Raw genomic sequence first — 11659 nt, forward strand, 5'->3', positions numbered from 1 at the left:
CAATGCTGGAAAGAATAGGCACAAGACTGAAAAACAAAAAGAGCGTTGTTCTTTTGTTTTTGCTTGTGCCGTTTTTTCTTTTTACGGCAAGCGTTGTTTTCAGCGCCAAGCCGCTTTTATATGAAAAAGCGGAATTTTCTTGGCTTATTCGGGACAGGCAGGGGAAATTGCTGTGGCTCAGCCTCAGCGAAGACCAAAAATACCGTTGTTTTGTGCCGTTGAAGCAAATTCCGCAGGCTGTGCTTGAAGCAACTCTCCTTTATGAAGACAGGGATTTCTATGAGCATTCGGGAGTGAATTTTTTATCCCTTGGCAGAGCTGTGTACAGCATGGCAAGAGGAGGACGCAGGATTGGCGCGTCCACTATCACCATGCAGCTGGTCCGTCTTTCCGAACAAACGAAAACGGATACTGTTTTCACGAAAATACAGCAGATTTGGCGGGCTTTCATTTATGAATTTCATTATACGAAAGATGAAATTTTAGAGGCTTATTTGAATTTGGCTCCTTACGGTTCGAATGTCGAGGGAATCGGAGCGGCTTCGTTAGTGTGGTTCCATAAAAATATTCAGGAATTGAACCTTGCGGAAATCATCGCTCTTGTGACCGTTCCCCAAAACCCAAGCGCCAGAAATCCGTTAAAAGCTTCAAACAATCAATGGAATGAGGCGCGTAAACGTTTATTTGCGTTGTGGGACAGTCAAAAACCGAACCCTTACAACAGTTTTTTCGCCGAGTTGCCTTTAAAGGTTTTTGCCCCAAAAGATTTGCCTTTTTATTTTCCTCATACCGTGCTTGAAATTTATGCGGACAGACCTCGGAAAAAGAAAAGGGATTTTCCGGAAGAACAAGTCATACAAACAACTCTTGATTTGGAACTGCAAAAAGAATTGGAAAATGTTTTGACGCAGTACCTTGCGGATAAAAAGCCCTATGGCATGGAAAACGGGGCTATGGTGCTCGCGGATTGGCAAACAGGGGAAATTCTTTCCTTGGTCGGGTCGGCAAATTTTTACAATGTCCGTATCAGCGGGCAAATTGACGGAACAAATATCCCCCGCTCTTACGGTTCGACCCTGAAGCCCTTTATCTACGCTCTTGCTTTGGAACAGGGGCTTATCCATTCAAAGACCATATTGCTGGACACTGAAAGAAGTTTTGCAGGCTATGAACCTGAAAATGCGGACGGAAAATTCAGCGGGCCGCTTTATGCTGACGAGGCGCTGAAAAAAAGCAGGAATATTCCCGCAATCCGATTGGCGGAGCGTTTATCTTCGCCTGATTTGTATGAATTTCTGCAAAAAGCGGGGATAGTCTTTCCCCGTAAGAAAGAACATTATGGCTTGGCGCTTGTTTTAGGGGGGGCGGAAATCCGTTTGCGTGATTTGGCGGGCTTGTATGCAATGCTTGCCAATCGGGGATTTTACCGCAAGCTTACGTATTATGCCAAGGAGAAAGAAAAAGAATTTCCGCTGCTTAGTTCGGAAGCAAGCTATATCACGCTGAAAATGCTTGAAACGAAATCGCTTTTTCCTTTCGGTTCCGTTTTGTCTTCGTGGAAAACCGGAACGTCGAACGGACAGCGGGACGCTCTTACGGCGGGAGTTTTCGGTCCTTATGTTTTAACGGTTTGGATAGGAAATTTTGATGCGAGCGCCAACCCCAATTTCATTGGTTCGCAGGCGGCTTTGCCTTTGTTTTTTCAGGTGGCGGAAAGTTTGCAAAGGTTGAAGACCGGCTTTGACAAGGCTTGGTACACCAAGGACAATCTTAATATCAAGGAAATTGAAGTCTGCGCCTCAACAGGGGATACCGATCTTTCGCTGTGTGGGAATAAGCCGAAAGTGCAGGCATATTTTATTCCTGCAAAATCACCTATCAAGGAAACAGGGGTGCTTCGGAAAATTTTAATCAACACGCAAACAGGACTTAGGGAATGTAAGGAAATCGAAGGAGTTACCAAAGAAGAAATTTATGAGTTTTGGTCTTTGGAGCTGCAGCGTTTGTTTGCGAAAGCGGGTATCCATAAAGAACCGGTTCCGCCTTACAGTTTGCAGTGTCTGCAGGAAATTCCCCGGTATCAGGGAAATGCCCCGCAAATTATATCTCCCGTTAATGGGGTGTTATATCAGCAAGATATGAAAAATTCACAAACAATTTCCCTTCTTGCCGACGCCGATGCCGATGTTGATATTGTGCATTGGTTTGTTGATGATGCGTATTTAGGGCATACGAAAAAAAATTCGAGTCTGTCGTATGTACCGCAGGCGGGTGTGCATACTGTTTATGCCGTTGATGAATTTGGGCGTTCCGGTTCTTTGACTTTTAAGGTTGAAAAAGCGGGTTTTTAAAATTTTCTAGACTTTTTTTAAAAAAATTTGTTTAAGTTTTTAATGGTAATAATTAGTTATAATCGCATTATTAATTTTTTAAAAAAGTGATTAATAATAAAATGTTATTTTATAACTTCCTAAAAAGATTATGTTAAAAAAATCCATGTCTGTTTGACTTTTTGTGAATTTTGATTATTAAAAATCCATGAGATGAAGCGAAACGCTTTAGGGAAAACGGTGCAAATCCGTTGCGGACCCCGCCGCTGTAACCCGGACATTTTTTGCAATATGCCACTGAAAATTTTTTTTGGGAAGGTACAAAAAATGGATGAAGGGAAGCCAGAAGACCGATCTCACACATACAGGAAAATCTTTCGGTGGAAACAGAGATTTTTCGTTTTGCCGTCCTGTATGCTGTTAAAAGTGATACAGGTCTTTTTTTAAACGGGGTTCTCAAATTCTTTTTGTAGGTTGATATGGAAAAGAGAATTAGCAGTATTATCAAAAGGGACGGAAAAAAAGAACCCTATAATGAATCGAAAATCCAAGCGGCAATTTTTAAAGCCGCAAAAGCTGTTGACGGAGTTGACGAAGAAAGGGCGAGGATTTTAGCGTATAAAGTGAATGCGTATATTCTTGAAAAAGGCGTCGGCGAACTTGAATATGCTGATGATTCGATTGAGTTTTACCAAGTGAATATTGAAGATATTCAAGACAGCGTCGAGAAAATCCTTATTGAAAACCAACACGCGAAGACAGCGAAAGCTTATATTTTATACAGAAAGCAAAGAAGCGACATCCGCGATGCTTCCGGGGCTTTAATGAAGCTTATGAAGGAGCTGACGTTTTCCGACAGCAGACATTGTGAAATGAAGCGTGAAAATGCCAATATCGACGGCAATTCAACCATGGGGACCATGCTTAAATACGGCAGTGAAGTCGCCAAGGATTTCAATAAGAAGTTTTTAATCCGTGAAGAGCATGTCAAAGCCTATGAGCAAGGAATTATTCATATCCATGACATGGAATTTTATGCTTTGACCCTGAATTGCCTGCAGATTGATGCGGGTAAGCTTCTTGACGGCGGTTTCAACACGGGACACGGCGCATTGCGTTCTCCGAGCAGTATCGGCGCTGCGGCGACTTTGCTTTGCATCATCATTCAAAGCAACCAAAATGAGATGTTTGGCGGGCAATCTGTGCCGACCTTGGATTTCAGCCTTGCTCCTTATGTTGCATGTTCATATATTAAAAATATCCTTTTATATTTGGAAGCGAATTTTAATAATGACGATCTTGCTGCCGATGTCAAAAATGCACTGAAAGCGTATCATGCCGGGCATAGACTGCTTATGAATGATGAGGCGAAAAAAGCTTTGCTTGGAATGTTAACGGAATTTGCTCAAAAATACGCTGTCGATGTTGACGCGAAAAAAGCCTTGGATTTTGCTTACAAGCGCACGGATAAAGATACGTATCAAGCTATGGAGGCATTGATTCATAATCTTTGCACGCTTAATTCCCGGGCGGGAAGCCAAGTTCCTTTTTCGTCCCTGAATACCGGCATGGACACATCCGAAGAAGGGCGCATGGTCACGAAGAATTTGTTTCTTGCGACAGAAGCGGGGCTTGGCAATGGTGAAACGCCTATTTTTCCGATTTCCATATTCAGCATGAAAAAAGGCGTCAACAGAAAGGGCGATCCCAATTATGATTTATTCCGTTTGGCATGCCGCTGTTCCGCAAAACGTTTGTTTCCGAATTTCAATAATATCGATTCCAGTTTCAATAGTATCTATTATGACGGTAAGCCTGAAACCATCTGCGCCGTGATGGGGTGCCGGACTCGTGTGCTTGGCAATGACTATGCACCCGATAAGGCGGTTACTCCGGGGCGGGGAAATTTGTCTTTTACAACCGTGAACCTGCCTTATCTGGCTTTGCTTGCACGTTCCGAACATCCCGAATTGGAAGGGGAAAAACTTTTCAATGCGTTTATGGAGATGGCGGAGCAATATATTCGGTTGCTTTTTGAGCAATTATTGGATAGGTTTGAAATTCAAGCGAAACGAAAGGCAAGGAATTATCCTTTCCTTATGGGACAAGGTGTTTACCTGGGCAGTGAAAATTTGCGTCCCGACGATGAAATTCGCGAAGTGATCAAGCACGGAACGTTATCCATAGGTTTCATCGGGCTTGCGGAATGCTTGGTCGCCCTTTTCGGAAAACATCATGGAGAAGATGCCGTTATCAATGAAAAGGGCGTTGCCGTCATAAAATACTTTCATGACCGCTGCAAAGATGAAACAAAGCGTACCGGATTGAACTTCAGTCTTATCGCAAGTCCTGCCGAGGGCTGTTCCGGACGTTTGCTGCGTCTGACCCGCGATAGGTTCGGCGTGCTGAAAGGAATAACGGATAGGGATTATTTCACCAATTCTTTCCATGTGCCGGTTTTTCATCCTATCCGCGCATGGGATAAAATTCAAATTGAATCACGTTATCATAAATACTGTCTTGCGGGTGCGATCAGTTATATTGAAGCGGCTGAGGATTTATCGCCCAATATTGACGCGTTTGAAACTATCGTTACGGCTATGGCGGATTCCGATATGGGATATTTTTCCATCAATCATCCCGTGGACCGTGACCCTGTTTGCGGCTACGTCGGAATAATCGGGGATACGTGTCCGCGCTGCGGGCGGCATGACGGCGAGGGCTTGCCTTTGTCCGTTTTGAAAAAAGTGCGGGGATACAGCCCTGACCCGAAATATGCCCGTTCCTATGCCACGGTTCAGGAAAAAGACGATACATTGCCCAATAAATAAGGAGATTGTTATGCAACATCAAAAGAATGAGGACGAACTTGTCGGCGAAGGAGTCCATTTTTCAAGGATACGACGTATCACGGGATATTTGGTCGGTGATATGGACAGGTGGAATGATGCGAAAAAAGCTGAAGAAGCGGACAGGGTGAAACATTTCACTGACAAAGATTGTTTATGCAGACACTAGATTTGTCCGTTGAAGAACATACGCTTTTAAAAAATACTGTTGTCCGCCTTGCGGGGTATCAGCATGAAAGTGTTGTTGACGGTGCGGGAGTAAGGACAACCGTATTTTTTCAAGGCTGCGACTTTCATTGTGTGGGCTGTCATAACGGGACGACGCATGATAAAAACGGAGGAATGCTTACAAGCGCTTTGGATATTTATCGTGAAATATACGGAAGCAAGCTGGCTGGCGGCGTAACGTTTTCAGGCGGAGAACCTTTTTTGCAGGAAGAAGCATTGCTCGCGCTTGTGAAAGTTTGCAAAGCGAAAGGACGGAATATCGTTATCTACACGGGGCATGAAGCGGAAGAACTGCTGACGGTTTGTTCCGCGGAAAAAGCGCGGTTGCGGCGGGAGATTTTAAAATACGTTGATACCGTCATTACGGGACGTTTTGTGCAGGAATTAAAAACAGCGGAAAAACCTTTTGTGGGCAGTTCCAATCAGGAAATTTACGAGTTGGCGGTCCATAATCCATGGAATGAATAAAACAAAAGCCCTTATCGGTTGATGAGGGCTTTTGTTTTCAGATATAAAGAATTTTTAATTTTTGCTTTTGCGCCATGATTTTTCTTCACCTTTCAGCAGGCGTTTCATATTGCTTTTATGCGTCCAAAGGACAATGGCGAGCATAACAAGGGAAAGAGGTATCCAGCGGCTGCTGTCAAAGAAATAATAGCAAAAAGGCAGTGCCGTATAAAGGGTTAATGCCCCTGCTGACACATAGCCTGTTAAAGCGATAACAAGAACGCATAAACAGACGGCAGCTAAAAGCGGCGGAAAGGCTAAAGGAATTAATACCCCGATTCCCGTTGCAACGCCTTTGCCTCCATGAAAGCCCAAGAAAGGCGATTTGATATGCCCGATAAAGGCGGCGAAAGCGCAGGCGCTCGGCAGCCACTCATAATCGGTTTTATCAAAAAACCAGATGCTTAGAAAGACAGGAACGGTTCCTTTTAAAATATCGCAGACAAGGGTGAGCAAACCGTATTGAAAACCGCAAAGCCTTGCGACATTGGTTGTTCCGGGATTTTTGCTGCCCTCTTTGCGCGGGTCGATGCCCTTGAATGTTTTTGCAATGACAACGGCAAAAGGTATCGAACCTGACAGAAAACTGATAAGTACCCAAATAATTTCCATCTTAATCCCTATGTTCGGCAAATTTGTTTTTATAAGACAAGCGGTTGGGCTTGAGTTTCCGTTTCAGATTCTTCCGTTGGCGCTTGATTTTGTTCTTCCGTTCCAAAGCTTGCTTCGGTGGCGGCGTCCGTTTTTGCGTAGTCTTCCGTATTTTCAGGCTCTGCGCCGGAATTTGCCGTGTCAGGGTCGATAATGGCGTTCTTGTCTTCTTGAGTAAGCAGTCCGTCTGAATTATTGAGAATGTTGTTTTCAATCAATTGATTATGGCTGTTGGTGTTTAAAGCAGGTTTATGGGAAGAGATATTCCATAATGTCAGAATGACGTATTGGTTTTCTATCCATTGTTTATAGTCGAGAATGGCTGCTTCATTCTTATAGGGAAGTTTTTCAAACTCGCTTTCGGAAATTGCCAAAACCACTTTGCTGTTGTTCAGCAAGAAGTCTGTCAATGCTTCTATGCTTTCTATTTGGGTAATCATCGCCCGGCTATGTGTTTCGGGATTCAATGCTTCATTGTAATAATACGTGAAAACGTCGGGATACAGGGCGTAAGCGGCGGGAACGGCGTTTTCTTCCTTATGGGTTTTTGCCATTTGATAGGCATGGTTTTTGGTGCTTAAAATAGTTCCGAGCTGAGGGGCGACCAAGAAATTGAGAGGCTGCAGCGCAAGTATCGCTCCTATGGTATAAACAAGTATCGAACCGCCGGTGAATTGACGTTTGACGACATACCAAAGCAAAATGCCCAAAAGAATGAATAACGCTCCCATCGCGGTTAATCCGAAATGGGTATTTTTTGTTGCGACTTCAATAAATGCGGGAATTTCTCCCGGTAAGTTCCAGAGGTTCGGCAAATATTCCAATATATAGGCGTGAAACTCAAAAACAATGAAGAAAATACCGCTTAAAACGGTCAGCACGGATAAAATGCCGAAAAAGATTTTACTGCGTAATTTGCTGAAATCGAGCAAGCTCTTTGCGAATAAAACCGCAAAAAACGGGGCGACCGTAACAAGATTTGAAAAACTTTTATTTTTTAAAAGGGAGAATACGGCAAGGTGTGTTAAAATCAAAAGAAAAAGCCATGCGCCGGCATTTTCCTGCCTGCGGTTTTTAAAGGCTTGCGGTGAATTTTTAAGCCATGCTCCCCATGAGGCAAAAAGAATGACAAAGATCCATGGAAAGAGCGCGAGCGGAAGCCCTGCCAGATAATACCAGTAGGGGTCGCTTTGGTAGGCATGCGGAGGATTGATTTTTTGCATGATTTGTTGTTCAAAAATCAAACTGATATATTCTGCGTCGCCTTGAAGATATAAATAGGAAAACCATGCGAAAATAATGAGGATTGCCAGCAAAAATCCGATAATGCCGTCGGCGCTGTTGATACGTTTGTATTTTCCGGTCCAAATGAAGAAAAAGAAAGAAGCGATCAATGGAAGGATGAATGCCGTCAGTGTTGAAGTAAGGGCTGCGAAGCAAAGGAAAAGGAATGCGAAAATAAGCCAGATCGGTGCGGATTTTTTTTGCCATGCCCTAAAAAAGCAGACGTAGCTGAGGTTCAGAAATGCCGCGAAAAGCAGGTCCATGCGGGTGTAATTGGTAAAACCCGCAAGGAAAAACGTTGAAAGAAGAATAAGCCCGGCGGTGAAAGCGATTTTATTGGAATACCCTAAGCCGCGCGCTAAAATCCATGTGCTGGCGACGAAAAGCATGGCAAAAAGGATGGAAGAACCGAAAAAAGCCTGGGGCATATTGATTGTGGGAATTGCATCGAGAAGCCATACGAGGATGAAATACAGGGGACCTGTTTCGGCGTAAGGGTGACCGTTTAATGTCAGGGAGAAAAAGTTGTTGGAACTGAGCATATTCATATAAATATCCGCATAGCGGACTTCTTCCGAAAACCAAAAATCACGGGGAAATAAGAATTGCTGCCCGCAAAGGATAAGGGTGAAAAGCATTAAAAGAGGCAGACCGAGCTTTGAAAAAATATTGAAGCATTTTTCCGCCATGCCCGGAGTTTCCGCCTGTCCTGCCTGTTCCGTTTGTCCTGCCCGTTCTGTTTCTTCCGCCCGCTCCATATGTTCCGCCTGTTCAGAATGTCGGGCGTGTTCGTCTTGAAACTGTGCGGAAAGAGGGACTTCTTCGTCTTTCTTCTGCGGGTCAGCGTCAGCCGGATTATTTTCAGCGTATCTTGTATGGTTTTCATATTCTTCCGCATGTTGCGCAAAAAGCGGGTCTTGCGGATCGGCTGCTTCGTATGCGCTGTTTTGATTTGCAGAAGTATTCATGGCGCGGAGTTTTTGGTCCAACTGCGCGATTTGTTCATCAGTGTTCGGTTCGTTGCTGTTGCTCATAATTTTTCCTGTCAAAATATTTTTTTTATTTTTAGCGTAGTTATCCGTAAAAGTAAATAGCTAAGGCGCAAGGTGAATGTGCTTGTTAAAAAAAGGCGTAATACAATTCATAAGGCTGCAAGGTTCGTTCTGTTTTGGGAATGGAGAATTTTTTTTGGGCTGTGATTTTGATTGGCTGCGCGGTGGCGCTGAGATTTATTGCTAACAGCATTTTTTGTTTTCGGGGTGTTTCGGAAATAAAAGCGAACGTTTTCGGGTTTTGCGTAGGTGCAATCGAGCACAATTTCGCTGAATGAAGCTGTTTTTCCTGACGGATTTTCCAAATGCTTCGAAGTTGGTGAAGCGGGCTTTCCCCGTGGCTGATTTGTTCCGCCAAGGTGCCGAAAAGCAATATGTTTTTCTGCAAATCCCTGTTGAAAGGGCTGTGCTTTTCATGGCTGTTTACCGTGCCTGTCAGGTCTTCTGCATGTATGATATTAAGCCCCGGCAAAAGGCTTTGGAAACCAAGAAAAAGCGTTTGCATTTTTTGTGCATGGAGGAGCTTTTCATTGAATTTTAGGTTGTTTTCCCTAAGAAGCGGATTTTCCCGCATTTTTTTCAGAATGGAACATTCCTGTCTGGTAATGTTTGCTTTCTTAAGAATAAATTGTGTAAGCGCAGGATACGCATAGGGTGAAAAAGAAAAACAACGTTGTGTCCCGTGCCAAAGGCTTTGCTCGTCGATTTTTTGTTCCTGTAAAACTTGAAAAGCCTGAAGCAAAGGGGTGTTTTTTTCCTGTGAAAGCGCTTGCTCCAAAGCCGGCATGAGAAGCGTGTCGGCAACGAAATCTGTTTGTGCGTTTTGCAGCGATTTCATATGGTCAGGGGGGAAATTGTCACGGCAAAATGTCCAAGCGCCGTAACCGTGCACGGCGCGGTTGATGGTTTCCAATGCGGAAAGGGCGGGATGGTGATTTTTTAAAGGTGAACTATTTTGCCGTGCTGCGGAATTTTCTATGCTTTCCTGCCCCCAGATGTCTTGGACGGAAACGGAAACAAGTCCTTGTTTCAGTATGCCGATTTCTTGGATTATGCTTGCCTGGAGCATGCGCTGGGTTTGGAAACTCGGGTCGTAAACATTGAGAACAGGGGTATAAGGTGAATTTACATAGCGATAAAGCCAGCGCCTTGTCACTCCGTCGTATCCTAAAATTTCATTGCTGGCGGCAAAACCGCTTTTGGGGAAGCCGTCAAAAAAATCCCTGTAAAAATGATTCGGAATTAAACCGATTTCTTTTAATCGTTGAAATTGTTCTTTTGTAAGCGCTGACGGGCTGAAAGAGTTTTCATCGGTTTGCGCAGGCAAAACAGACCAAAGTTCTTTCGGTATTTCAAGCATCATGAAAAGTCCCGCGTACTCACGGACATTGTGCAATGCAAGCAAAAAATCGGAGCCGACGCCAAGGCTGAAGGGCAGGATGTTTCCTGCCGGCTGGATGGCATTCGCTTCTAGGGCGTAATATTCTTTTTCCGTACCTATGTCGTTGGATATGGAAAGGGAAACAGGGCTGTGCTGTTCCGCTTCGTTCGTATTTTCAATGGAATACAAGTTTTCAAAACCGGCATTTTTGTTGGGATACAGATACAGTCCGAAAATTTGTGCTTTTTTAAGCAATGCACTGTTGTTATTGATGATTTTAAGAGGAGTTTGGTCTTTGTGTTTCAAATTGAATGGATTGATTTGCAGCCAAAGGGGCGTGACAGCCAAAATATTGTGCTTATCGTGTTTGGAACTTGAAAAATTCCAAGCGAACTGTGTTCCTGAAACGATTTTTATTTTTTCCGGACTTGCGTTGAAAATGGATTCTTTTTCGAGCCAACCGATATAACGGCTGTCCGCCCTTGGCAAATCGGAAATTGTTTGTGTGGTCCGCGTTGTTTTGCAGGCGCAGAGAATAAGGCAGAACAACACGATATAAGCCTTCAGGATTGTTGAGGGTGTTATTTTTTTCATAGGAAGGATTTATGCTTTTTCATAGGAAAAGTCTAGTTTTTTGTCATATTGCGTATTGTTTTTCATTAAAAAAAATGATACCTGAAAGGCATGGTTCATCAAGGAGGAATTATGGCACGGTTTTCAACAATTTTATTTGATTTGGACGGAACAATCAGCGACCCTAAAAGCGGGATTACAAAATCGGTTGCCTATGCTCTTGATTATTTGAAAATTCCTTATCCTTCTTTGGACAGCCTCACCGTGTTCATCGGTCCGCCTCTTCGGGATTCCTTTTTGGATTATGGGGTGAAAGAACGGGATGTGAACACTGCGATTGCTAAATACCGTGAATATTATACAAATGAAAACGGGATTTTTGATTTAACCGTTTATGCGGGTTTTGCCGGCATGCTTGAAAAATTAAAGCGGGCGGATAAGAAAATTTTTCTTGCGACTTGTAAAGTTCGTTCTTATGCCCGTGAAATTTTGGAACATTTTTCTTTGGCGCAATATTTTGATTTTATTTCCGGAAGTGAGCTTGACGGCACAAGAACTTCCAAATCGGAAGTGATCGCCTTTGCTTTGGAGCAAACAAAAACACAGGCGTCTTCGGAAGTGATCATGGTCGGAGACAGGAAGCACGATATTATCGGGGCGAAAGACAATAAATTGCAGGTTGCCTCCGTTTTATACGGGTATGGTTCAAAGGAAGAGTTCTTGGAATACAAGACGGATTTCATTATCGATACCGTGCAGAATTTGGAAATGTTTTTGCTGCAGTGATTGCGGCAGGCAGTTTTC

8 protein-coding genes and 1 riboswitch are annotated in these 11659 nt (G+C 43.6%); of the genes, 5 read left to right on the top strand and 3 right to left on the bottom strand.

Annotated elements, in window-relative coordinates; all coding sequences use genetic code 11:
• Positions 1 to 2 precede the first annotated feature (2 nt).
• The 4 genes from pbpC (at position 3) to JBF11_RS00910 (ending at position 5875) form a co-directional block, all read left to right on the top strand.
• Entirely contained in the window at positions 3 to 2351 is a 2349-nt protein-coding gene (gene pbpC, locus JBF11_RS00895; RefSeq protein ID WP_334315511.1) for a penicillin-binding protein 1C, read from the top strand.
• A gap of 173 nt (positions 2352 to 2524) precedes the next feature.
• Positions 2525 to 2703, top strand: a riboswitch (cobalamin riboswitch).
• Between the two features lie 106 nt (positions 2704 to 2809).
• On the top strand, positions 2810 to 5161 hold the full coding sequence (locus JBF11_RS00900) for an anaerobic ribonucleoside triphosphate reductase (RefSeq protein ID WP_334315512.1): 2352 nt from the start codon (positions 2810 to 2812) through the stop codon (positions 5159 to 5161).
• A gap of 10 nt (positions 5162 to 5171) precedes the next feature.
• Positions 5172 to 5348: an anaerobic ribonucleoside-triphosphate reductase gene (nrdD, locus tag JBF11_RS00905; RefSeq protein ID WP_334315513.1), complete on the top strand. Its 177-nt coding sequence runs from the start codon at positions 5172 to 5174 to the stop codon at positions 5346 to 5348.
• Positions 5336 to 5875 carry a 4Fe-4S single cluster domain-containing protein gene (locus JBF11_RS00910; protein WP_334315514.1) on the top strand — a complete coding sequence of 180 codons (540 nt, stop codon included), beginning with the start codon at positions 5336 to 5338 and terminating at the stop codon, positions 5873 to 5875. The genes nrdD and JBF11_RS00910 overlap by 13 nt, the downstream gene beginning before the upstream one ends.
• Before the next feature lie 54 nt (positions 5876 to 5929).
• Here JBF11_RS00910 and plsY read toward each other — a convergent pair whose 3' ends face one another.
• From plsY to JBF11_RS00925, 3 genes are all read right to left on the bottom strand, one after another.
• Positions 5930 to 6526, bottom strand: a complete 597-nt coding sequence (gene plsY, locus JBF11_RS00915) for a glycerol-3-phosphate 1-O-acyltransferase PlsY (protein WP_334315515.1) — start codon at positions 6524 to 6526, stop codon at positions 5930 to 5932.
• 29 nt (positions 6527 to 6555) lie between these two features.
• Entirely contained in the window at positions 6556 to 8883 is a 2328-nt protein-coding gene (locus JBF11_RS00920) for an ArnT family glycosyltransferase (RefSeq protein ID WP_334315516.1), read from the bottom strand.
• An 85-nt stretch (positions 8884 to 8968) separates the two neighbouring features.
• On the bottom strand, positions 8969 to 10876 hold the full coding sequence (locus JBF11_RS00925) for a hypothetical protein (protein ID WP_334315517.1): 1908 nt from the start codon (positions 10874 to 10876) through the stop codon (positions 8969 to 8971).
• Between the two features lie 111 nt (positions 10877 to 10987).
• Between JBF11_RS00925 and JBF11_RS00930 the strand changes: the two genes are divergently transcribed.
• On the top strand, positions 10988 to 11641 hold the full coding sequence (locus JBF11_RS00930; protein ID WP_334315518.1) for an HAD-IA family hydrolase: 654 nt from the start codon (positions 10988 to 10990) through the stop codon (positions 11639 to 11641).
• Positions 11642 to 11659: the final 18 nt, after the last annotated feature.

The sequence above is a fragment of the Taurinivorans muris genome, from assembly GCF_025232395.1.
GTDB lineage: Bacteria > Desulfobacterota > Desulfovibrionia > Desulfovibrionales > Desulfovibrionaceae > Taurinivorans > Taurinivorans muris.

Excerpts from the sequence above, each read along its gene's own strand:
- pbpC (WP_334315511.1), top strand. The coding sequence starts at position 3 with ATGCTGGAAAGAATAGGCACAAGACTGAAAAACAAAAAGAGCGTTGTT.
- JBF11_RS00910 (WP_334315514.1), top strand. The coding sequence starts at position 5,336 with ATGCAGACACTAGATTTGTCCGTTGAAGAACATACGCTTTTAAAAAAT.
- JBF11_RS00925 (WP_334315517.1), bottom strand. The coding sequence starts at position 10,876 with ATGAAAAAAATAACACCCTCAACAATCCTGAAGGCTTATATCGTGTTG.
- JBF11_RS00930 (WP_334315518.1), top strand. The coding sequence starts at position 10,988 with ATGGCACGGTTTTCAACAATTTTATTTGATTTGGACGGAACAATCAGC.
- JBF11_RS00900 (WP_334315512.1), top strand. The coding sequence starts at position 2,810 with ATGGAAAAGAGAATTAGCAGTATTATCAAAAGGGACGGAAAAAAAGAA.
- JBF11_RS00920 (WP_334315516.1), bottom strand. The coding sequence starts at position 8,883 with ATGAGCAACAGCAACGAACCGAACACTGATGAACAAATCGCGCAGTTG.
- nrdD (WP_334315513.1), top strand. The coding sequence starts at position 5,172 with ATGCAACATCAAAAGAATGAGGACGAACTTGTCGGCGAAGGAGTCCAT.
- plsY (WP_334315515.1), bottom strand. The coding sequence starts at position 6,526 with ATGGAAATTATTTGGGTACTTATCAGTTTTCTGTCAGGTTCGATACCT.